General features: G+C 65.1%; 18 protein-coding genes and 1 tRNA gene. 8 read left to right on the top strand and 11 right to left on the bottom strand.

Going from position 1 to position 21,857, the window contains the following annotated elements:
- Positions 1-5: 5 nt before the first annotated feature.
- The 6 genes from ACTXPP_RS11400 to ACTXPP_RS11425 all read right to left on the bottom strand — a co-directional run bounded on the left by ACTXPP_RS11400 (position 6) and on the right by ACTXPP_RS11425 (position 6,559).
- Positions 6-1,814 carry a relaxase/mobilization nuclease domain-containing protein gene (locus ACTXPP_RS11400; protein WP_443342183.1) on the bottom strand — a complete coding sequence of 603 codons (1,809 nt, stop codon included), beginning with the start codon at positions 1,812-1,814 and terminating at the stop codon, positions 6-8.
- The gene (gene mobC / locus ACTXPP_RS11405; RefSeq protein WP_443342184.1) at positions 1,811-2,224 is read right to left on the bottom strand and encodes a plasmid mobilization relaxosome protein MobC; all 414 of its coding nucleotides are present in this window, start codon (positions 2,222-2,224) and stop codon (positions 1,811-1,813) included. The genes ACTXPP_RS11400 and mobC overlap by 4 nt, the downstream gene beginning before the upstream one ends.
- 301 nt (positions 2,225-2,525) lie before the next feature.
- Positions 2,526-2,861 (bottom strand): hypothetical protein, encoded by a 336-nt coding sequence (locus tag ACTXPP_RS11410; protein ID WP_443342185.1) that lies wholly within the window; start codon positions 2,859-2,861, stop codon positions 2,526-2,528.
- Entirely contained in the window at positions 2,858-3,250 is a 393-nt protein-coding gene (locus tag ACTXPP_RS11415; RefSeq protein ID WP_443342186.1) for a hypothetical protein, read from the bottom strand. Before ACTXPP_RS11415 ends, ACTXPP_RS11410 begins: the two co-directional genes overlap by 4 nt.
- Before the next feature lie 103 nt (positions 3,251-3,353).
- The gene (locus ACTXPP_RS11420) at positions 3,354-5,978 is read right to left on the bottom strand and encodes a hypothetical protein (RefSeq protein ID WP_443342187.1); all 2,625 of its coding nucleotides are present in this window, start codon (positions 5,976-5,978) and stop codon (positions 3,354-3,356) included.
- Positions 5,979-6,331: 353 nt separating this feature from the next.
- A complete protein-coding gene (locus tag ACTXPP_RS11425) occupies positions 6,332-6,559 on the bottom strand; it encodes a helix-turn-helix transcriptional regulator (protein ID WP_443342193.1) in 228 nt (75 codons plus the stop codon).
- 321 nt (positions 6,560-6,880) lie between these two features.
- On the opposite strand from ACTXPP_RS11425, the gene ACTXPP_RS11430 reads away from it, so the two are divergent.
- Positions 6,881-8,281, top strand: a complete 1,401-nt coding sequence (locus ACTXPP_RS11430; RefSeq protein ID WP_443342188.1) for a tyrosine-type recombinase/integrase — start codon at positions 6,881-6,883, stop codon at positions 8,279-8,281.
- 100 nt (positions 8,282-8,381) lie between these two features.
- On the opposite strand, the gene ACTXPP_RS11435 is transcribed toward ACTXPP_RS11430, so the two are convergent.
- A tRNA-Arg gene (locus ACTXPP_RS11435) sits at positions 8,382-8,455 on the bottom strand.
- Between the two features lie 94 nt (positions 8,456-8,549).
- Here ACTXPP_RS11435 and ACTXPP_RS11440 point away from each other — a divergent pair.
- The 6 genes from ACTXPP_RS11440 (at position 8,550) to ACTXPP_RS11465 (ending at position 16,109) form a co-directional block, all read left to right on the top strand.
- Positions 8,550-10,853 carry a bifunctional copper resistance protein CopD/cytochrome c oxidase assembly protein gene (locus ACTXPP_RS11440; RefSeq protein WP_443342189.1) on the top strand — a complete coding sequence of 768 codons (2,304 nt, stop codon included), beginning with the start codon at positions 8,550-8,552 and terminating at the stop codon, positions 10,851-10,853.
- Positions 10,854-11,045: 192 nt separating this feature from the next.
- Positions 11,046-11,576 carry a single-stranded DNA-binding protein gene (locus tag ACTXPP_RS11445; RefSeq protein ID WP_301525324.1) on the top strand — a complete coding sequence of 177 codons (531 nt, stop codon included), beginning with the start codon at positions 11,046-11,048 and terminating at the stop codon, positions 11,574-11,576.
- Positions 11,577-11,735: 159 nt separating this feature from the next.
- The gene (locus ACTXPP_RS11450) at positions 11,736-12,632 is read left to right on the top strand and encodes a hypothetical protein (protein ID WP_443342190.1); all 897 of its coding nucleotides are present in this window, start codon (positions 11,736-11,738) and stop codon (positions 12,630-12,632) included.
- Positions 12,633-12,950: 318 nt separating this feature from the next.
- Positions 12,951-14,621 carry an energy-dependent translational throttle protein EttA gene (gene ettA, locus ACTXPP_RS11455; protein ID WP_301524852.1) on the top strand — a complete coding sequence of 557 codons (1,671 nt, stop codon included), beginning with the start codon at positions 12,951-12,953 and terminating at the stop codon, positions 14,619-14,621.
- 168 nt (positions 14,622-14,789) lie between these two features.
- On the top strand, positions 14,790-15,290 hold the full coding sequence (locus tag ACTXPP_RS11460; RefSeq protein WP_301499047.1) for an acyl-CoA thioesterase: 501 nt from the start codon (positions 14,790-14,792) through the stop codon (positions 15,288-15,290).
- A gap of 63 nt (positions 15,291-15,353) precedes the next feature.
- Positions 15,354-16,109 carry a DUF8185 domain-containing protein gene (locus tag ACTXPP_RS11465; protein ID WP_443342191.1) on the top strand — a complete coding sequence of 252 codons (756 nt, stop codon included), beginning with the start codon at positions 15,354-15,356 and terminating at the stop codon, positions 16,107-16,109.
- 59 nt (positions 16,110-16,168) lie between these two features.
- On the opposite strand, the gene ACTXPP_RS11470 is transcribed toward ACTXPP_RS11465, so the two are convergent.
- The 3 genes from ACTXPP_RS11470 to pepN all read right to left on the bottom strand — a co-directional run bounded on the left by ACTXPP_RS11470 (position 16,169) and on the right by pepN (position 20,101).
- Positions 16,169-16,912, bottom strand: a complete 744-nt coding sequence (locus ACTXPP_RS11470) for a TSUP family transporter (RefSeq protein WP_443342194.1) — start codon at positions 16,910-16,912, stop codon at positions 16,169-16,171.
- Between the two features lie 88 nt (positions 16,913-17,000).
- Entirely contained in the window at positions 17,001-17,396 is a 396-nt protein-coding gene (locus ACTXPP_RS11475) for a globin (protein ID WP_301498114.1), read from the bottom strand.
- A 2-nt stretch (positions 17,397-17,398) separates the two neighbouring features.
- Positions 17,399-20,101, bottom strand: coding sequence for an aminopeptidase N (pepN, locus tag ACTXPP_RS11480; protein ID WP_301498116.1), 2,703 nt, complete (start codon positions 20,099-20,101; stop codon positions 17,399-17,401).
- Between the two features lie 156 nt (positions 20,102-20,257).
- Here pepN and ACTXPP_RS11485 point away from each other — a divergent pair, with 156 nt between their 5' ends.
- Complete coding sequence (locus tag ACTXPP_RS11485; protein WP_301498118.1) at positions 20,258-20,908, top strand: mycothiol-dependent nitroreductase Rv2466c family protein; 651 nt, start codon at positions 20,258-20,260, stop codon at positions 20,906-20,908.
- A gap of 13 nt (positions 20,909-20,921) precedes the next feature.
- On the opposite strand, the gene ACTXPP_RS11490 is transcribed toward ACTXPP_RS11485, so the two are convergent.
- A partial coding sequence (locus tag ACTXPP_RS11490; RefSeq protein ID WP_443342192.1) for a tyrosine-type recombinase/integrase occupies positions 20,922-21,857 on the bottom strand: 936 nt, incomplete at its 5' end.

Genomic DNA, 21,857 nt, shown 5'->3' on the forward strand with positions numbered 1-21,857 from the left:
CGAGGTCAGTCTCCGAGACCGCGGCCGGTGTCCTTCGCCCGGGTTTTCTGCGCCTTGGTGAATCGGTCCCGTCGCTTATCAGCGGCTGTCTTCTGAGACGGCGAGCGCGTGTCAGGACCGTCGTACCGAGGACGGCAGAACTCCTTGAAGTCCTTCTCCCCGGCGTGTCCGCTCAGCGCCCCGAACTGATCCGAGTAGTTGCGCTTCATCTGCCTGCGGATCATCTTGCCGAGGTCCGGACTGACGCCCGTCTGCTCGTGCGCTGCCACCGCGCTCATGTATGCCTGACCCGGCGGCACGTCCTGCAGCTTCCCTCGCTCAGACCATCCACGCAGCACCCCCTTGATGCTGGCGTGGGCGCTCACCGTCTTACCCGCCTTCGTCACCCGCACACCTTGCGCCGCGTGCACCAACTCAGCCGGGGTGCGGCGAAGCGCCACACGCATCGCCTCGTCGTGGTCCTGGTCCGGTGCTACAGGCTGGTTCTGCTCATGGGCCTCGCTCTCGTTCTGCGCCTTCTTGCGGTGCCGTCGTGCAGCCTCGCCGGCATCGACGGCGACCTGTGCATCCGCCTCCTGTCGCGGTTCACCGACAGCGTCGACCGACTCTGTCGCCGGACTCGGCACGGCATTCTTCGGGCTCATCGGCGTCGGCTGTGTCGCTGCTCGCTCCTCGTTCGTCTCCCGCTGTGCGTCCAACAACTGCTGTGAACTCTTGCGCTGCGGCGTCGCCCCGCGCTTCTCAGCAAGCGCGTCCCTGACACGCTGAGCACGAGCTCGCTGCTCCGCCGTGGTCTCCGGCATGCGGAGCTTCGGCGCCGCCTTCGTGGCTTCCTCTTCACGGACGCGGTCGTAATACTCAACACGCTGCGAGATCAGCTTCTCCATGCCCTCGTAGGAATACGCGGCACCCATTTGCTTGTCTTTGGCCGCCACCTTCATGCTGCGGGTCTTGCCCGTCTTGCTCACGGTGCTGTTGCGTACTGTCTTTCCGTCCTCGTCGACGGCACCATATGTGATGGTGTGCCCGTAACCGTTATCCGGCAGGATTGTCATGCTGACGTGGCGATTCTCGTAAAGACCCTTCGACAGCGTCTCGGGCGTGACATTCGCGCTCTGCGAAGCCTGATCGGTAAGTTCTGCGTTGATCTCCTGAGCGAGGTACTGACGCGTCGTTTCGCGGGTCAGTGCATCGTCAACAGTGAGCGGCGTGGCGTTCTTGTCGACCTTCGCAGACGGGTTCGCTTTGACCAATTCATCGGCACCATCTAGCTCAGCTTCTCGGTTCGCGATGATCTCCGCCCAGGACCGCGAGACCGACAGATCACGCTCGCTGCAGACCTCCAGACCCTCTTCGCGCATGAGGCCGTCGTTGATCTTGCGCAGGTGCTTGATGTCCATCTTGGACTGATTGCTCAGTCCGGTTTCCACGTCGTGATTGACGATCAGGACGTGGGCGTGCAGCTTCTTCCCATGGCTGTCAGTGTGGACGAAAACCATGGCAGGGGAGTGGGGCGCAGCACGCTTCGCGTGCTCGTACGCGAGCTGCCCCACCCATTGCTGGTGCTCCGGATTGTTGACGTCCATCTCGTACTCAGGGAACGACATCACCAACGACTCACCACCGTTGGTTCGCGGTGTCCCCTTAAGCAACGTCTCGATGTTACGGGCGGCGTCCCACGGTTCGCCCATGTCGGAGATCGTGACCGGCACGGCTCGTTTTCGCTCGTCCGCGGGAAGCTCAAGACGACCGCAGTAGCGCACCCATCCAGGCACGCCGGGGCGTCGCAGGTGCGAACCGACAAGCGTACTCACAGCGTCTGTCCGGTCGGACCGAGACGCTGGTGCAGAACCTCTCGAATCTCTTCGAGGCCGAGTTCAATACCGATCAAATCCGCGCTGTCGACGTGGTCTCCAGCGTTCGCACGGCGGGCGAGTTGGTTCACATTCACGCCGATGCGATTCAGCTCTCCCCGCACTCTCGCGAGCGCGTTTACTAGCGCCGCATCGCCGCTCCCGAACACCGCTTCACGGCGTCCATCTGCGGACGCGTCGAGCGCGTCCACAGCACGACGAATCACCGAGGATCGGCCCTGGTTCAGTCGCCCGCAGACGCGGTCGAGCTGCCCCAGTTCCGCCTCGCTCCAGCGCGTCTGAACCGTCGTGCTCCGCACGTCAGATTCAGCCTTGCGCTTGCGCGGTGTCCGCCGCTTCGCGTCGGCCATCTCGGCGCCCCCTACCTGTCATTGTTGGTGCTGTGTTCCACGCTATCACACCAACAACGACAGGGCCAGCTGCCTACTTGTCTCTACACTTCGTTTCGAGCCAAGTAGGTTCCCTCGCTCGCTGACGCTCACTTCGGCATCTGGCCCAAGGGGCTCCGCCCCCTGGAGACCCCGGCCAAGGGCTCTCGGACACCTCGCTGCGCTCGGCGTCCTGCGCCCCTGGACCCCGCCTCGCAGCCTCGTCTGGGCGCACAAAAAGACCCCGCGGCGATGACCGCGGGGTTTGTTTTATGCGCTACGTCTACATGCTGAAATCGCTCTGCTGCGGGTACGTCGGAGAGGTTTCAGCATCCGTTGACACCGGTACCGAGGCACCGGTTGCAGTGTCGTGTGAGGCACCCTCCGACTCCTTCTTGCGGCGCCGAGAAGGCCTCACGACGACATCACGGGCTTCTTCAACAACCAGCTCCCAGACCTCTGCGTGGTCGCGCTTGATGATGCCGAGCGCTGTATCTTCGATCCGCTGGTTCTGCTCTGCAAGATCCTCCTCAGCGATCTGAAACTCCGCCTCAACGCGGGTCATGCCACTGTCGGTCAGCGCCTTGATGCGCTGCTTTTTGGTCAACTTCTTCGTCATGACTTCTCCTTCTCGGTTGTGTTGTTGGTCAATCCGAACGGGCGCGGGAGACCGTCATCTCCGTCAGCCTTGCAGCCCTTCAAGAGGGCCAGACGGGCCCTTCTATAGCCGGGATCGACGGCATTTGACAACAGCGCGACGAAGCACTCGGGACTGCACGCGTACCCCTCAAGCCACGCGTCAGGATCACCGTCGACCCACTCACCACCCCACAGTTCCACAGCGTTGTCAGTCGTGCTCCTACACTGACTGCACTGAACTTCCCCGGCGGCAACGGGCAGGCTGCCGAAGTCGCCGTTTGCGTGATCACCGGCGGGGTGTCCGCAGTTGACGCAGCTCGCCTCGTCGGACTCGTGGTCGACGTCGGTGTTAATCGTGTTACGCAGCATGTCTCTGCGATCCTCTCTGTGCGGAGCATCCGCACGTCTTGATGTTGTGTCTCTGGTCTTGCAGGGCCGCTCGGCGGCCCACGGGGCAAACCAGCCACGGCGCTCATGCGACGTCCTGTGTGTCGTAGTCGACTGGCGCACTGCGGAGACGCTCAGGCCAGTCCCCGAGATCCTCAATGGGGAGCATCGTGGAAACCCGCTCAGGCCGCCGGGCGTTCTTCCACTGGCTCTCGGTAACCCGGCCCAGTCCCCAGCCAGACAGCCATGCACAACGCTCAGCGACGGTCCCGAGCCGGTCGAGCGCGGGGATGTCGATCATCCCGTGCCGGTACCCGATCAGGATCGAGCGCAGGATAGCCTGCGCCGGGTGCCTGAGCGACCGGCCACGGGCACCGTGTCGCCGCTGGAGGTCCCAGTGCTCCCACTGCTCGACCGTCCGCAGGCATCCTTCACGACCGATCTCTTTACCGACCTCACGTCCGCGAGTGGCCTCAGCGACTGTCCTCCACGGCTCGGTGTCGAAGGACGCCACCTCGTACTGGCCGTCGCCGTCACTGTCGGCCACGACCACGCCCGCCATCGACGCCATCGCTGGCCGGCGCTTCAAGTCGTAGTCCATCGACAGGTTGCGGCCCCGGGGGAAGGGCAGGAAGTCGCGCCGGTCGTACCGGTCGCTGAGCTGCTGGAAGCTCGGAAACTGTGTGCCCGGATTCGGGATGCGACCCTCGCGGGTGACGACCAGGTCATGCATGAGCTGACGGTCCGCCATCGAGTCCTCGACCACATCACGAGGGATCTTGTACCCGTTGTGGGCGTTGACCCCGGTCGGATCGAGGCTGGTGTTCCCGCGGGTCGTGAAGTTCAGCAGACGTTCCTGCTCATGCTTCGCCTCCCAGATCGTCGGGTCACCCGTCAACGCGACGCGGGAGTCGCGGAGCACCGGAGCCAGCCCGTACAGGTCCAAGCCCTCGACCTGGTCGACAGGCATGTCCGTGATGAAGCCGTCGGTGGTCACCGAGAACACCCGGCACCCGGCGTTGGTGATCTGGTTCATCACGGCGTGCAGCTGTGCCCGGACCAGCGACGTCGTCGTGGCAGCGTGGTGCGGCGATGAGATCGAGGAACCGCCCACAGACTCCATCACCTGCGCCATGGCGTTCCACCCGGCGTGCTCGCTGATGTCCTGCGCGGTCTTGCCGTAGATGCTGTTCACGACGTTCTTCAGCGTTGTCTCCTCCAGAGACTTCTTCCCGAACACCTTCTTCGCCAGGTTGCGGTCGGTGATCAGCTGGGCGACGCCGTGACGCAGCACCCGGGACGCCCCGCCGGTGGGTCCGGCGAGCACGCGTGCCTTGTACCCCATCGAGCAGTACACCGTGGCACCGAGCTTCAGCGCCAGCCACAACTCCGGTCCCATGACGTATGCACCATTGATGCCTTCTGAGGTGCGGGGATACAGGATCGTCGAGTCAGCCAGCACCGGGATGCACGGGTACACCACGTCGTCGGGGAACTCCCATCGCACGTACGCGGTGACTGGCACCGTCGGGTCCGGCACGTCAGCCAGGGTCAACTCACGGTCCTTCCAGACCTCCTCAACGACACCCAGCCCATTACCGGGGGAGAAGTCCAGGTCGAGCACAGCGCCCATCGCGGTCGGGTAGGCGTTCTGTGCATCAACGTCGACGGTGTGCCCGGTGTAGTACCCCGGCGTCGGGCAACTGTTCAACCCACCGTGGTACGCCTGAGCAGCGTAATTCAAGTACGAGCTCGCCTGACCGTCGACGGGTTGCAGACCACGCTTGACGTAGTACGACAACCCCTCACCAACGTCAACGACCTCAGAGGCTTCCTCGGTCTTGACCAGACCACCGAACCGCAGCTTGAACTCCTGTTTCGTGATGCCCCAGTACTCGCTGGCAGAGGCGACCATCGCCTTGGCCCCGCCGGAGGACAGCGTCACCGGCGGAAGGACATCATCACCGTAGACACGCGCCAGGTACTCCACACAGATCACCGCATCGTTGATGCCGTAGTCGAGGAAGGCGGCCAGGTTCTCCGACCTGTACTCGTGCATCCGGGAGATCCAGTCACCCGGTACCTCCAGCTTTGGCACACCGCAGTTCATTCCCAACGCCGCCAGAGACTTCTGACCTGCGGGAGCCTGAGCCATCGTGTCGATGACAGAGAGCGTGAAAGGCACGCACTTGCGACGCTTTGCGTCGTAGCGGGGAACCCGCACGGGCTGCAGGGTGACCAGACCACCCGCAGCGCTGGTCAAGCGAGTCAGGATGTCCTGCTCGTTGCGGCCGTCCCAGAACGTCGTCATGTCAGCGCTGCCGTAATGACTGACCAGCACGAACGGGACGCTGCCGTGACTGTAGATCTTGTCGAGGAACGCCTGACCAACCGTGTCACCAGGACCACTGACGGGCGAGACCGGCACACCATCGACACCGACCCCCTTGGCCTTCACTGCCGGATGCTCCCACAGACGCGCCGACAGCCACACCTGGTGGAGGGCAGTGCTCAACCGGATGCGTCGTCCCGAGAGCGGCAGGATCACGATCTGGACCATGAGGTCCCGGTCCTCGGGATCGACCACGCAGAACTGATAGCTGGCGATGACGCGCTCACCGTTGACCGTGGCGAACTCCGTGTCGAACCCCACCATCGGGACCCGACGACCCGACACCATCGCCGCGACCGAGGGCAGCTCTGAGAACACGACAGCACCGACACCAGAGGCACCCGACCCACCCACGACGGGTGCTGACGCACCCGTCTCGGCGGGGTCGGGGTCAAGATCGCATTCTGGGGTTCCCCAGGTGGAACTTGACCCCGTATCCTGACCTGCGGAAACGTCGCAGATTGTTGGGACGCTATTTCCTAGCGTCCCAGATTTCGGGGCCTGTGGGGCCGTTTTGGTGCTCCTGCAGACCCGTCGATCCAGGACGACAAACTCAGCCCGTTCGGTCCCGCGAGGGTTGTCGTCGACGAGCCTGCTGTCCCACCCGGGATGTTCCGTCGGGTCCGGTGCGGGCTGGCCGATCTGGGCGGTGAACGGCCAGCGACGGCGACTCATGCTGCACCCCCGACGACCTGAGATGACAGCCATGCGTCGAGGTCTTCAATGCGGTAGAAGATCCCGCGTTGACCGACTCTGACGTAGGAGGGGCCTTTACCTCGTCCGCGCCAATTGCTCAGGGTTTTCGGCGTCACCCCGATTACGCGTGCTGCCTCGCTGGGCCTCAGCGACAGTCGCTCAAGACCATCGGAGGACATGATGGTGGTGCGGGCTTCCCGCATTGCGGTACGCGTTTTACGCACGACAAATCTCCCTGGGAAGGGATCTTCATCGTGGCGCGTTACCTTCGTCCGCACGGTAATCTGTACCGCCGGTGTATCCCCCGGGATTCGATTTCGCCACCCAGCGCATTTCCCTATGCGATGGTGGCTGCCGATGCGGGATCATCGCCGACAACGAGGTTGCCGACAAACGAGACTCGCATCGTAACGGGAGGCCATCTGCATGCAACTATAGCAGCTCATTGAAGCCCGTCAAGCCCTGCAGCAGCTCAATCCTGCTGGTCGGTGGCATTCAAACCTGATACCAACTAGTATTTGTGTATGGCAGAGCATAAGAAGACCGCATCCCGAGCACCGATCCCCGTTGGAGAACACACCGCGTACCGGGTGGGGGAGACTCGCACCGCATCCGGCACCTGGCAGGTCGCCTGCAAGGCGAAGGTCCCGCTGGCTGACGACGATGAGAAGCTGCCCAAGGATCAGGGGCAAGCCATCCGGATCGTCAAGACCGGGCGCACGAAGTCGGAGGCGCACTTCAACGCCGCCAAGGAGGCAGAGCGGCGTATCGCCGACGCTCGTGAAGCGATCACGGCGGCGAAGCAGCAGGCCACACGCCCCGGTAAGGTCACGGGACGCTGGAAGCCTGACGACCCAGTCGCTGATTTCATCGAGTCCGTCTCGATCCCAAAGGTTGAAGCTGAGGACTATGCACCCAGCACGGTGCGCACCTACTCGGACGTCTTGAACCTCGCCCTCGGCGCCTGCAATGACAAGGCCTGTCCAGGGCACCCGAATAGTCTCGACGGCCTCAACATCCGCGACATCACCGATGTCTCGCCGGAGATCGGTGCCCGTGTGACCCTGAAGGACTGCCTCGAAGAGGTTGCACGGCTCCACGGCTCGGAGCGGGCCCGCCAGACCAAGAACGCGTTGATGAACCACGTCTACGGACCTCTCGAGTTGCGCGGCTACCCGAATCCGATGGACTCGAAGACCTTCACCCGTCAGCTCAAGATCACCGGGCACAAGCGCGTTGATCGGGGCAAGTCCCAGGAGGCCCTGACTCGCGATGAGTACGAGACGGCCCTGGCCTGGTTCCTGGCCCTCGATCCCAAGGAGGGAGTCAAGGAGCCGAAGCGCGGCCCGTACCGTGCTGCCGATCGTATCGCCAAGATTCGCAACGCCATCACCCTCACCGTCCTCGCCGCTGGCACGGGTGCCCGTAAGACTGAGTTGCAGCACCTCCGGTGGGCGGACATCACCGACACCGACGACGGCACGGTGGTGCACCTGGCCCACACGAAGCGCGTCGCCGGACAGATGATCCCGCGTGACGTCCTCGTGAGCGATTATCGCGTCGAGGACTACCTCGCGGAACTTCATCTCGAGCGCACCCCTGACCCGAACGACTATGTCATCGGTGCCCCCGCCAATCCGACGCGTATCTGGGATGCATCGAACTCCGCCAAGGTTGTCCGTGATCTCTATGACCGAGCCGCGACAGCCACCGGCATCCGCAAGTTGGACGACCATGGACTGCATCTGTGGCGGCGCACTCGGGAGACGATGATGATCCTCGCAGGGATGGACGTTGAGACCCGTACTGCACAACTCGGTCACGGCGCGGCAGTCGCGGCGAAGCACTACACCGACTACTCGCAGTTGACCTCCAAGGCCGCGAGCGCTCGTATCGAGCGCCCCCGGCCCCGCGCAGTGAAGTGATTCCTGAACTCCAAATACAAGTTCAAGTACAAGATGCCCGCATTTGGGAGTGGTGAAGGTCATCTCCGACAGTGTAGGGCCTGGTAGATGGCTTTCTCGGTGCCCCCGGCAGGATTCGAACCCGCGACCGACCGGGTAGAAACCGGTTGCTCTCATCCACTGAGCTACGGAGGCATGCACGCATGGTGTGCGGTCATTCATCGTAGTGCACCACCTGGGCGGGGGAACGAATCGGGGTAACAGGCCACCGGCGGGTAGGGTGACGTGCATGTCCGATGCGGCTGTAGACACGCCAGTTTCACCGTCCTCCCCGTCCCCGAACGACCCGTCTGACCCGTCCCCCCGGGATGCCGCGCAATCCCGCCGGCGTCTCGGATCCCCGGTCGGGATCTACCTGATCGCCGCAGTGATGGCGGGTCTGATCGCCGCACTCATCGGCGACGCCTACCGCGGCGACTCCCTCGCCGCCCTCGGCGTGCCCGACCCCGGCAAGGCCACGACCTGGGGCGTGCCGCTGGTCCGCGGCATCGGCACGATTCTGGCCTGCCTCGGCATCGGTTCCTTCCTGATGAGCGCCTTCGGCGCGGCTCCCCGCAAGGACGGCTACCTGGACCTCGACGGCTTCCGGGCGTCCCGCACCGGAACCTGGGCGATGCTCGCCTGGGCCGTCTGCGCCCTGCTGCTGATCCCGCTGTACCTGTCGGACGTCTCGGGCTACCCGCTGCGGGACGCCCTGGCACCGGACATGTGGAGCGTGGCGGTCCAGCAGGTCTCCGTGGCGAAGGCGATGATGTGGATCGCCATCATCGCGGGACTCGCCGGCCTGGCATCGCTGCTGACCCGCAAGTGGATCTGGCAGCCGGTGTTCTTCGCCATCTCGGTGGCGTCGCTGGTGCCGATTGCGCTCGAGGGGCACTCGGCGTCCGGCGGCAACCACGACTACGGTGTGAACTCGCTGCTGTGGCACATCATCCTCGCCTGCCTGTGGATCGGCGGCCTGATGGCCCTGGTCGCCCACGCCGCCCGCCGCGGCCCGCACCTGGCGGGGATCACCCGACGCTACAGTTTCCTGGCATTGTGCTCGATCATCGGGATTGCGGTCTCCGGGCTGATCAACGCCGGAATCCGACTGTCGTTCACCGAGTGGTTCACCACCGACTACGGCCGGATCATCGTGGTCAAGACGGTGCTCACCCTGATCCTGGCGTGGTTCGGTTTCGCCCACCGCCGCTGGACGATCCCGAAGCTCGACGCTGGGGGACAGGACGCCTGGTGGCGTCGACCGTTCATCCGGATCGCCCTGGTCGAGGTGTTCGTCATGGCGGCGACGGTGGGCGTGGCGCTGTCGCTGACCCGTATCCCGCCACCGGTGGAGGCCGTCGCCGACATCAGCCAGGCGGAGTTGATCATGGGCTTCGACATCTCCGAACCCTTCAGCCTGGTCGCCGTCCTGACGAACTGGCGTTTCGACCTGGTCTTCGGCACCATCGCCCTGCTGCTGCAGGCGGTGTACATGTGGGCGTTCTTCTCCGTGAAACGCCGCGGCGTGGAGTGGAAGACCTCCCGGCTGGTGTGGTGGACAGTCGGTAACCTTACGCTGATCTTCGTCACCAGCTCCGGGCTGGGCATGTACGCGATGGCGATGTTCACCCCGCACATGCTGCAGCATATGGCGTTGACCATGCTCATCCCGGTGTTCTGGGTGCTCGGTGGGCCGATGACGTTGCTGCTGCGCGCCTTCAAACCGGCAGGACGCAACGGCCTGCCCGGCCCGCGCGAGTGGCTGGTGGTGTTCATCAACAACCCGTTGTCACGGTTCCTGACGAACCCGATCGTCGCCGCGCTGCAGTTCGTCCTCGGTTTCTACGCCTTCTACCTGTCGGACTTGTTCAGTGACCTGGCGTCGAACCACGCCGGGCACGTGTTCATGATCCTGCACTTCCTGATCTCCGGTTACATCTTCTACTGGGTGGTCATCGGTGTGGACGCCGCCCCGCGCCAGCTCAGTCCGTTCATGAAGCTGCTGATGACCTTGGCGGCGATGGCGTTCCACGCCTGGTTCGGCATCGCGATGATGCAGATGCAGGCCCCGCTTGCCGAGGACTACTACCTGTCGCTGCAGCTGCCGTTCGAGGTGGACCTCATGGAGCAGCAGCACACCGGTGGTGCGGTTGCCTGGGGGCTCAGTGAGCTGCCGCTGCTCCTGGTCAGTACCGCGCATGCGGTGCAGTGGCTGCGGCAGGACCGCAAGGAGGCCGCCCGTTTCGACCGCAAGGCGGAGCGCGATGACGACGCCGACCTGGCGTCCTACAATGCGATGCTCGCCGGCCTGGAGGTAGGACGCGACGACGCCGCCGAGGCGTACTACGGCGCCGAGTACCGGGAGGGTGAGGTGCAGGGGTACCTCCACTCGGAGCGGTCCAAGCAGCAGGCGCACCGTAGCCAGCGGCAGCGCGCGAAGTCGCAGGGCCCCACGGATGCCGCTGACGGTGCGGAAGGTGCCGACGGTGCCGACGGTGCGGAAGGTGCGGAAACGTCGAATCCCACGGAAACGACCGACGAGGAGTCGTAGACCGCAGGTCAGCGCGTCGTGTGGATAACCGGCAGCGAGTTTCGCCAGGGTTGTCCACATTGGAAACAGGGGTGTTGACCTGCACGTTCAGGGCGGGGGACGATAGGTGGACCCGGGGGAGACATGAGGTGGGGACCATCTCCACCGATCGCCGGGGATGAGTCCCGGGGGAACCTGGGGGGAGGATTTCACATGGCACAGCAGCAGATGTCCGTCACGATGACGGGATTCGCCGCATCACACCCGAGCCGCAGCGATGGTACCGAGGATTTGGTGACGTTCCGCATGGCGTCCACGCCAAGCTGGAACAGCAACGGTGTCTGGAAGGAGGGGTCGCCCCTGTTCATCAACGTCCAGTGCTGGGGCAAGCTCGGTGACAACGTCCTGTCCTGCGTCGTCAAAGGGGCGCCGCTGGTCATCGCCGGTCGGATGACCAGCTACAGCTTCAAGCCCGACAACCCGCGGAAGAACGCGAAGGGGGAGCCGTACTTCGAGGAAATCTGGCGGGTCCGGGCGACCAACGTCGGCCTGGACCTCAGCCACTCGCAGTCGAAGTGGCAGCGTCCGGTGAAGGAGGTCGACGCCGCCGATGCCGACGCTGCTGACGGCGCCGAAAACACCGAGGCGTCCGCGAACATCGGCGGCTTCGACAGCGTCGGCACTGACGGTGCCGCGGCGTCCAACGGTGCGTCCGACAACGAGGACGCCCTCGCCCCGTTCTGAGCGGGGCCACACAGCCACCGTCGTACAACCACTTTCGATCGAGAATCCTGCGAGCGAAGCGCTTCACGGGATGCTCGATCGAAAGTGGTTGTTCAGGGACGGCCGTGAGTCCACAGTATGCGTCGCACCGCACCATCACCGCCGGTAAGGAGGGGAAACATGGCAAGAATGTGGACCTCGAAGGAGCTGCTACGGGACTGCACCCGGGCACAAGTCCGCACACGAGTCGACAAACGCGAACTCTTCCAGTTGGCTTGGGGAATCTACAGCGGCACTGAACCCGACAGTGAGTTGCGACTGAAAGCGTTGGCGACAGTTCGAGGGCTGGTCTACACCGGAGCGACGGCGGTGCAGATCTACGAGAGCCGGGAGGTGCAGTGGCCGGTACATGCCCGACACCGCACGGGAAGCCGACGGACCGCAGAATCCATCGTCATTGCGGGAGTGCCTGATCTGCTCAGATACCGGCAAGAGTTTGCACTGGTCACTCCGATCCAAGCGGCTGTGGACGCAGACGTTTCAACAGCGGAACTCGGGGAGTTCCTGGGCGGCATGTATGCCGGAATTGGTGTCGGTGAAGAACTTGAACGCGATGTGGCGGCGCTGAACTCGGGACGGGAACGGGCGAGAGAACTGATCGCCGGGGCGGGTGTTGGTGTCGCAAGTGCCTTGGAGAAACAGGCGTTCCACATCATCCGGGAGGCGCTGGCCGACCTGCCGGTGACCCTGCTGACCAATGTGAAGGTCGGCGACTACTGCTATGACCTGGTGATACCGGAGGCCAAGGTCGCGGTGGAGATCGACAGTTACACCTACCATGCCCCCGGCGGATCGGGTTCGCGCCGTGGCAACTTCATCAAGGACACCTGGAAACGTGACGACCTGACTCACCTGGAGTGGGTACTGAGGACCTACACCGGTGATTGCGTGGAGCAGGCGCCGCACCTGATCGCCGAGGACCTTCGTGCTGTCGTGCTGTCCAGGATGAGTCGGCAGAATGTCAGTGTCCCCGGGCCACAGGGGAAGGGCATCTGGGCGCGGCACCCTGCGTTGTAGCGTGAGAGCTGCGTGCCGCGAACAACCACTCTCGATCGAGAATCCTGCGAGCGAAGCGCTTCACGAGATTCTCGATCGAGAGTGGTTGTTCGCAGTTGTCGCAATTGTTCAGGACGCACCGGCGCCGCGGTTGTCTTTCAGGACGCACCGGCGCCGCTGACTCCGGCAGCAGCGCACCGCCGCCGCGCGCGCCGGGGGGGGGCGGGCAGGACGCGGCGGCTTCTGGCGGCGCGCCCGCAGTGGGGTAGGCTCGTCAGTCGAATATGTCTAGGGCTGCGCACCGTCGCTGACGCAGCCGAGCTACCCGGAGGGAACACATTGGCCGAGTTCATCTACACGATGAAGAACGTTCGTAAGGCACATGGCGAGAAGGTTGTCCTCGACAACGTCACCATGGCCTTCTACCCGGGCGCCAAGATCGGCGTCGTGGGGCCCAACGGTGCCGGCAAGTCCTCGCTGCTGAAGATCATGGCAGGCATCGACCAGCCGTCCAACGGCGAGGCCTTCATCGACCCGGGCGCCACCGTCGGCATCCTGCTGCAGGAGCCGCCGCTGAACGAGGAGAAGACCGTCCGCGGCAACGTCGAGGAGGGGCTCGGCGAGATATTCGAGGTCAAGACCCGTTACGAGGCCATCGCCGAGGAGATGGCCACGAACTACACCGATGAGCTCATGGAGGAGATGACCGAACTCCAGGAGAAGATCGACGCCGCCGACGCCTGGGAGATCGACTCCAAGATCGAGCAGGCGATGGACGCCCTGCGTTGCCCGCCGCCGGAGGAGATGGTCACCCACCTCTCCGGTGGTGAGCGTCGCCGCGTGGCGATGGCGAAGCTGCTGCTCAGCGAGCCCGACCTGCTGCTGCTCGATGAGCCCACCAACCACCTGGACGCGGAGAGCGTCCTGTGGCTGGAGAAGCACCTGGCCAACTACCCGGGTGCCGTCCTGGCCGTCACCCACGACCGTTACTTCCTGGACCACGTGGCCCAGTGGATCTGTGAGGTCGACCGCGGCAAGCTGCACGCCTACGAGGGCAACTACTCCGTCTACCTGGAGACCAAGGCCGAGCGCCTCGCAGTCGCCGGCAAGAAGGACCAGAAGCTGCAGAAGCGCCTGAAGGAGGAGCTGGCCTGGGTGCGTTCCGGTGCCAAGGCCCGTCAGGCCAAGAACAAGGCCCGTCTGCAGCGCTACGAGGAGATGGCCGCCGAAGCCGAGCAGTACAAGAAGCTCGACTTCGAGGAGATCCAGATCCCGACCCCGCCGCGTCTGGGTAACCAGGTGGTCGACGTCAAGAACCTCACCAAGGGCTTCGACGGCCGTACCTTGATCAAGGACCTGTCCTTCACCCTGCCGCGTAACGGCATCGTCGGTGTCATCGGCCCGAACGGTGTCGGTAAGACCACGCTGTTCAAGACCATTGTCGGTCTGGAGGAGCCGGATGCCGGCGAGGTGCAGGTCGGCAAGACCGTGCAGCTGAGCTACGTCGACCAGAACCGCGCGAACATCGACCCGGAGAAGACGGTGTGGGAGGTCGTCTCCGACGGCCTGGACTACATCATCGTCGGCCAGAACGAGATGCCGTCGCGTGCATACCTCTCGGCCTTCGGCTTCAAGGGCGCTGACCAGCAGAAGCCGGCGAAGGTGCTCTCCGGTGGTGAGCGCAACCGCCTGAACCTGGCGCTGACGCTCAAGCAGGGCGGCAACCTGATCCTGCTCGATGAGCCGACCAACGACCTCGACGTCGAGACCCTCGGTTCCCTGGAGAACGCCCTGCAGCAGTTCCCGGGTTGCGCGGTGGTCATTTCGCACGACCGCTGGTTCCTGGACCGCACCTGTACCCACATCCTGGCGTGGGAGGGCAACGTCGCCGAGGGCCAGTGGTTCTGGTTCGAGGGCAACTTCGAGGACTACGAGAAGAACAAGGTCGAGCGTCTCGGCGCCGAGGCCGCGAAGCCGTCCCGGGTAACGCATCGCCGACTTTCGCGATAGTATGTCTGTTACCAGACAAAAATTCTAGGTGTGTGGTCGCTTCGCGGATGTCCGGGTGCCCGGATGTCCGGAGCTCCGGAGCTCCGGAGCTCCGGAGGGGCTGCGCCGGGGGCACGGGCCTCAGCGCCGAAACGCTGGGGCCCGGCCCCGTTGTGAGGAGAGTATGCGATGACATTTGTTGACCACGAGGAATCGGGAAACCGGTACCACAGCACCAGGATCAACCTGCGGTGGGCGGATTTCGACCAGTTCCAGCACGTCAACAATGCGGCGTACCTGGAGTTCTCCCAGGACGCCCGGATCGACTTCGTCCGTGATGTCGTCACCGAGATCGATATGGCCGTGCCCGCGTTTGTCGTCCGCTGGGCCTCGGTGGACTACAAGAAGGCTCTCTCCTCCAGCGAAGTTGCTGTCGTCGTCGAGTCCTTCATGTACGAGGTGGGCAAGAAGTCCTTCAAGATGCGCCAGGTCATCCGCAATGCCCAGCACCGTGAAGTCGCTGTCGTCGACACGGTCAACGTCGGTGTGGATCCGATCTCCGGGAAGACCCGCGAGTGGTCGGACAGTGACCTGAAGGTCATCAACATGTTCATGATCCCCATCGAGGACGAGGACAACAGTCCGGCCGCCCAGGCCAAGAAGGACGACCAGGCCGACACCGGCCTGTAGAGCCCCACCGGATCTTCAGGGCTGCTTCTTCGGGGTTACTCTTTCGCGGTTACTCTGGGGGACATGCTTTTCAACCTTACTGGTGGCGATCCTGCGTCCACGTCCGGGCCCGGGGCCACTGCTGATACCGTGACTCTGACCTTGACCCGCCCGGCCAGGGCGCAGGCTGCGACGCTGCATCGGACCGCCACGGTGGCGACCCGGGTGTTGCGGATGGACAGTGGGGCGATGGCACGATTCGTCGCCGTGGGGGAGCAGGCGACCGACATCATCTTCTCGACCCCGCTGGGCTGTATCGTCGCCGAGCGGGTCCACGCGGTGCCGTCGCAGGACGGCGCGGTGGTACTCGCCGACGGGGTGCCTGGTGTCCTCGCCGCTGCCGGGGACGCTGCTGCCGGGGCGGAGGTCCTGACATTCACCGGACGCGCCGACATGCTGTGGACCGGCACGCCGCCGCCCGCCACGGGCTTCACCGTGGTCGACACCGTGCCCGGGGCGGACGTCCGGTCGTTGTTCGCCGAGATGGAGAAGGAGGCGGACGCACACTCCGGGCCAGCCGGACTGCCTCCGTCCTTGCTGGACCAGCCGTTGCTGCGGCTGACGAGCCGCCATGAGTCCGGCATCGTGGAGATCACCGGCCGGGTCGTCGCCGCGGTGGGGGCGTTGGGGTTGGCGGCGGAGCCGAAGCAGGCCGAGATGTCCGACTACGACATGGTGCGGATCAGCACGACCGGTTCCTGGATCAGGATGGACGCTCTGTTCGGCACGGTGTACCTGCCGCGTCCGGGTGGGTTGGCGCGGATCCCGTCCCCGAACTGAGCCCGTCACTGAATTGGGCGTCACCGAACTGAGCCGGGTAGAAGGACTGAACATCGCGCTCAGCCCACCATGTCGATGACGAGCTTCGTCGACATCACCACGATCAGCACCAGCAGTGCGATGCGGATGAACCCGGTCCCACGGTTCAGGACCAGTCGGGCACCGGCCTGGGCGCCAATGACGTTGAACACCGCCAGCAGGATGCCCAGCAGCCACAGCACATGACCGCCGAGGGCGAAGACGACCAGCCCGCCGAAGTTGGTGGCGGTGTTGACGAGTTTCGTCGTCGCCAGTGACTGGATCAGCGACCGGGACATCACCGAGGTGAAGACCATGATCAGGAACATCCCGGTGCCGGGGCCGAAGAAACCGTCGTAGATGCCGATCACCCCGGCCAGGGCCAGGGCGAGGAGGTGGCGTCCGCGGCTGACAGGGTGCTCACCGGTGTCGCCGGTGCGTCCGAACTGTGGTCGCAGTGCAACGTAGACCCCGATGACCAGCATCAGGACGATCACGATCGGACGCAGGACGTCGCTGGTCACCGCGGTGGCCAGCCCGGCACCACCGGCGGAACACAGGGCTGCCAGTGGGGCGGCGACCCGGACGAGTCGCCAGTTGACGGACACGGTGCGGATCATGCGTAAGCCCGCGCTGGCGGTGCCGACCATGGCGGTCAGCTTGTTGGTTCCCAGGGCTACCTGCGCTGGCATGCCCGGGGCCACGGCGAGGATGAGGGGGATCAGCACCAGGCCACCGCCGCCGATGATCGCGTCGACCCCGCCGGCGACCAGTGCCCCCATCATGAGCACGGCCAGGCCGGTCGTCGACAGGTCGGCGCCGGGCGCCAGGGTACTCAGCAGGTCGTCCACGGTTGGCCTGCGGTGGCTTTCGTCAGTCGAGTCGGTTGACCAGCATGTCCGCCACGCGCACCATGTGGTCCCAGAGGGCGGCGCGGGCGGGTTCCGGCAGGTCGTCCTCGGGAATGGTCGCCAGGGCGTTTCCCATCAGCACCAGCCAGCGCTCACGGGCGGCCGGGTTGATGTGGAAGTGCATGTGCCGCATGCGCAGACGCGGGTGACCACGCTGCTCATTGAAGGTCTGCGGTCCACCCCAGTACTGCATGAGGAACCACCGCAGCCGGTCCTCGGCACCGGCCATGTCCTCGGCCGGGTACATCGGGCCGAGGATCGGGTCCTCAGGGATCTGGCGGTAGAACTCGGTGACGATACGGTCGAACATCGGCTCGCCGCCAATGGCCTCGAACAGGCTCGAAGGTTGCTCGGTCATTGTCAGCTCGCGTCGAAGGCCCGGGCGGCGACGGCACGGTCTGCCCGCGAGATGCCCTCACTGAGCACACGGCGCAGGCCGGCCGGGGTGGACTCGGCGTCCGCCAGGTCCTTCAGCGGTCCAGCCAGCGCATCGTAGCCGTCCCAGGCGGGGAACAGTCCGCCGAGGGTGCGCAGCGCCATTTCGGAGCTCAGTGCCTCCCACATGTCGGTGGCCCGTTCGACGTACTCTGCGCCGAACGGCTCCAGCAGGGCGTCCTGTCCGACGTGGGTGATCCCGGCCATGGTGTAGCGCAGCGCCAGGTTGGACATTTTGGACCCGCGCAGGGTGATCTCGTCCCAGGCGGCGCGCTTGGCGTCGGCGTCTGGTCGGGCGACCCGGGCCTGGACGGCGTTCATCTTGCCGGAGGACGACTTGTCGGCGGCCTCCTCGGCGGCGATGAGCTCCTCGGCCTGCTCGGCGGTGAGGGTGGTGCCCTCACCGGTGTCGGACGCTCCGACCAGCGCGGTGAGCAGTCGCCACCGCAGGTCCTGGTCGACGGTGAAGCCGGGCAGCAGCTCGGCGGCGCTCGCAGCACCATCAAGGTCGAGCAGGCCGCGGATCCACTCGGTGGACTCGGCGTCCTGTGCGGCGTTGGCGTAGGCACGGACGAACGCCAGCCGGGCCTGGCCCTCGGTGCACTCGGCACCATCGCGGAAACCGGCGAGCAGCTGGGTACGACCCTCGGCGCGCCAGGCCGGATCGCTGTAGTTCTCCACCGCGCCGATCGCCTGGGCGAGGATCTGCTCGAGCACACCGAGCTGGGTCTCGGCGTGGGCACCGCGGACGACCAGGGACACGAAGTCACGGGCGCGCATCTGGGCGTTGCGGGTCATCTGCCAGGTCGCCGACCAGATCAGCGACCGGGCCATCGGGTCGGTGATCCCGGCGATGTGCTCGACCGCGGTGGTCAGCGACACCGGGTCCAGGGCGATGAAACCGTAGGTGAGGTCATTGTCATTGACCAGCACCAGGTCGGCAGTGCGCTCGCCGACGAGGTCGGGGACGTCGGTCGACTCCCCGGCGACGTCGAGCTCCACCCGGCGGCGCAGGGTGACCTCCTCGCCGTCCAGGCCGTAGAGGCCCACGGCGAGGCGGTGGGTGCGGGTGTCATCCTCACCGGGCTGTGCGCCGGACTGGGCGATGGCGAAGTCGGAGTAGATGTCGGCGCCGTCGGCGGCGGTGGTGATCACGGTGTCTGCGGCCAGGGTGTTGATGCCGGTGGTTTTGAGCCACTGGGCGGCCCAGTCCGACAGGTCGCGTCCGGACGCCTTCTCCAGGGCTCCGAGCAGGTCGTCGAAGGTGGCGTTGGCGAAGGCGTGGTTGACGAAGTGGGCGCGGATGCCGGCGAAGAAGGGCTCCAGGCCGACGTAGGCGGCCAGCTGCTTGAGCAGGGAGGCGCCCTTGGCGTAGGTGATGCCGTCGAAGTTGGCGTCGACCTCGACGAGGTCGTTGGCCCCGGAGAACACCGGGTGGGTGGACGGCAACTGGTCCTGGCCGTAGGCCCAGGCCTTCTCCTTGTTGTTGAAGGTGACCCAGGCGGTCTCGTACTCGGTGGCGTGGGTCTGCGCCATGGCCGAGGACCAGGTGGCGAAGGACTCGTTGAGCCACAGGTCGTCCCACCACTGCATGGTCACCAGGTCGCCGAACCACATGTGGGCCAGCTCGTGGAGGATGGTGTCCGCGCGACGCTCGTACTCGTAGTGGCTGGCGGCGGACCGGAAGACATACTCGTCGCGGATGGTGACGCAGCCGGCGTTCTCCATGGCACCCATGTTGTACTCGGGGCAGAAGATCTGGTCGTACTTGTAGAAGGGGTAGGCCACCCCGAAGTGCTCGGCGTAGTAGTCGAAGCCGCGCTTGGTGACGTCGAAGATGACGTCGGCGTCGAGGTACTCGGCCAGCGACTGTCGGACGAAGATGCCCAGCGGAACGGTCATCTCACCGCCGGGGACCAGGCGGGTGTCGGTGACGTCCGCGGTTTCGGCGGTGGGGGTGAGCGAGCCGGTCCACTGATCGGTGACGTGGTGCCATGGGCCGATGCAGAAGGCGATGAGGTAGGTCGACAGCGGGTAGTCGACGATCGCGCGGTGGGTGGTCGCCCCGGCGTGGTGGTCCGCGCCGGACGCGGTGTCCACGGTGTTGTTGGTGACCACCGTCCAGTTCGGCGGGGTGTGGACGGCGAGATCGTAGGTGGCCTTGATGTCCGGTTGGTCGAAGCAGGCGAAGACACGCTTGGCGTCGGCGGCCTCGAACTGGGTGTACATGTACACCTCGTCGTCCACCGGGTCCTGGAAGCGGTGCAGGCCCTCGCCGGTGGTGGAGTACAGGGACTCGGCGACGATGGTCAGCTCGTGGCGTCCTGCCGAAAGGTCGGTGAGCTGCAGGCCGTGGGTCTCGTCGTAGCGTCCCTCCCCATCGCCGGGAACGGCGGAGGACAGGATGTCCTCCCCGTCCAGCGTGACGCTGGTGATTTCCTCGGCGCGCAGGTCGATGAAGGTTGAGCCCGCGGTGGTGGCCGTGAAGGTCACGGTGGTCACCGAGGAGAATGTCCTGTGGTCCAGGTCGCCGCCTTCGGTGAGGTCGAGATCGACGACGTAGTGGGTGTCGGTGATCAGGTTCGACCGTTCGGCGGCCTCGGATCGGGTCAGATTGGTTGAGCTCATAGTTGACAGGTTAGCGGTCGCACCGGACACGTAGTTGTTTCGGGAGGAGAGTCTTGTCACATGAAGCCGGTCCGACACGCGGAGTACGCTGGTGGAAACAGAATTTCCAGACCGCGACAAGACTGCGACAAACCGTCTCTGAGAGAGGACTCCGCCATGACTGAATCCACCGCAACCCCGACGCCCGTCACCCTGTACTTCGATGCGACGTGCCCGTTCGCCTGGGTCACCAGCCGCTGGATCAAGGAGGTCGAGGTGGTGCGAGACATCACGGTGACCTTCGCCCCGATGAGCCTCGCGGTGCTCAATGAGGGTCGTGAGTTGCCGGAGGAGTACGCGGCAGGCATGGAGGCGGCGTGGGGCCCGGCCCTGGTCGCCGCCGCGGTGGCCACCCAGGAGCCGGAGAAGGTCGATGCGCTCTACACCGCCCTGGGCACCCGTATCCACGACCACGGGCAGGGAGGACGCAAGGGCGAGGGCGGCTACGACGACCTCATCGCCGAGGCGCTCGAGGAGGTCGGGTTGTCCGCCGACTACGCGGCGGCCGCCCACTCCCGTGGTGACGGACAGGACTCCTGGGAGCCGGCGCTGCGCAGCTACCAGTCCACGGCGATCGCCAAGGTCGGCGATGACGTGGGTACCCCGGTCATCGAGCTGGATGGTCGTGCCTTCTTCGGCCCGGTGCTGACCCGGGTGCCCCGTGGCGAGCAGGCCGGTGTCCTGTTCGACGCCGCGGTGACCCTCGGCAGCTACGAGCACTTCTTCGAGATCAAGAAGAGCCGGACCGAGGACCCCAGCGCGGAATAGTGGCGCTGACCTGCTACAAAGCCTTCAAGCCGTCGCCGGTAGGTTGCGGCGCAGCGGCTCCTTGCCGCCGTTCTGCCGCCACCAGATCGAACAGCACTCCTGCAGCATCCCGCAGCTTCGAGTCCCGCTTTGGCCAAAGGTGGGTGTAGGTCTCCAGCGTCGTCATCGGCCTCGCGTGCCCCAGGGCCTCCTGAACCTCTGCCACGGTCGCACCGCCGGCAATCAGCGCGCTGGCGTAGAAGTGCCGGAAGTCGTGCATGCCGACCTCCCTGAAACCGTGCACGTCGTGTAAGCGCCGCATGTAATTTCCCTTATCTGCCCGGTCGTGCAACAGGCGCTTCTCCTCCCCACGGGCGTCTCCCGTGTACGGGAAGATCGGACCAGTCCGGTCCCTCTGTGGTGACTCCTGGAGTTGCTGCACGATCACGTCAATCACGCCCTGCGGCACGGGGATATCCCGCTGCGACTTCTCCGACTTCGGCACCGGCAGCCACTCCCTTCCACCGGGCTTCACCTGACCGTTCACCGTGATCGTCAGCCGCATCGTATCGACGTCACACACCCGCAGGCCGCACACCTCCGACACACGTAAGCCAACCCCAGCGACGACCTCGATCATCCGGGAGATATCAGGACGGGGCGGGTAGTCTTTCGCGCCGGGCTTGCGCTTACCGCTCTTGTCCCGGGGTGCGCGGTGCCCGTCACGCATGGCTGAGATCATCTCGGCGACCTCCTCGACCGTGAGGAGGTCCTGGCGCGTTGGTGACGTCATGGGAGCGGTCTTCGGGATCTTCACGACCGGGACCCGCCCGATCATTCCGTCATTGTGTGCGCGCTTCAGCAGCCCGCACACCTGGCCGACCATATTCCCGACAGTGGACTCGGACAGCGGCTTGTTCTTCTTCCACGGACGCCACTCAAGCAGGATGTTGCGCCACGCGGTGATGTT

Origin of the sequence: Candidatus Corynebacterium faecigallinarum (assembly GCF_052264515.1) — a bacterium.
GTDB classification, from domain to species: domain Bacteria; phylum Actinomycetota; class Actinomycetes; order Mycobacteriales; family Mycobacteriaceae; genus Corynebacterium; species Corynebacterium faecigallinarum.

Coding starts and splice junctions, on each gene's coding strand:
- ACTXPP_RS11410 (WP_443342185.1), bottom strand. CDS start 2,861: ATGACGAAGAAGTTGACCAAAAAGCAGCGCATCAAGGCGCTGACCGAC.
- ACTXPP_RS11470 (WP_443342194.1), bottom strand. CDS start 16,912: ATGATGGGGGCACTGGTCGCCGGCGGGGTCGACGCGATCATCGGCGGC.
- ACTXPP_RS11425 (WP_443342193.1), bottom strand. CDS start 6,559: ATGCGGGAAGCCCGCACCACCATCATGTCCTCCGATGGTCTTGAGCGA.
- ACTXPP_RS11465 (WP_443342191.1), top strand. CDS start 15,354: ATGCTTTTCAACCTTACTGGTGGCGATCCTGCGTCCACGTCCGGGCCC.
- ACTXPP_RS11440 (WP_443342189.1), top strand. CDS start 8,550: ATGTCCGATGCGGCTGTAGACACGCCAGTTTCACCGTCCTCCCCGTCC.
- ACTXPP_RS11445 (WP_301525324.1), top strand. CDS start 11,046: ATGGCACAGCAGCAGATGTCCGTCACGATGACGGGATTCGCCGCATCA.
- mobC (WP_443342184.1), bottom strand. CDS start 2,224: ATGGCCGACGCGAAGCGGCGGACACCGCGCAAGCGCAAGGCTGAATCT.
- ACTXPP_RS11460 (WP_301499047.1), top strand. CDS start 14,790: ATGACATTTGTTGACCACGAGGAATCGGGAAACCGGTACCACAGCACC.
- ACTXPP_RS11415 (WP_443342186.1), bottom strand. CDS start 3,250: ATGCTGCGTAACACGATTAACACCGACGTCGACCACGAGTCCGACGAG.
- ACTXPP_RS11475 (WP_301498114.1), bottom strand. CDS start 17,396: ATGACCGAGCAACCTTCGAGCCTGTTCGAGGCCATTGGCGGCGAGCCG.
- ACTXPP_RS11450 (WP_443342190.1), top strand. CDS start 11,736: ATGGCAAGAATGTGGACCTCGAAGGAGCTGCTACGGGACTGCACCCGG.
- ACTXPP_RS11430 (WP_443342188.1), top strand. CDS start 6,881: ATGGCAGAGCATAAGAAGACCGCATCCCGAGCACCGATCCCCGTTGGA.
- ACTXPP_RS11485 (WP_301498118.1), top strand. CDS start 20,258: ATGACTGAATCCACCGCAACCCCGACGCCCGTCACCCTGTACTTCGAT.
- pepN (WP_301498116.1), bottom strand. CDS start 20,101: ATGAGCTCAACCAATCTGACCCGATCCGAGGCCGCCGAACGGTCGAAC.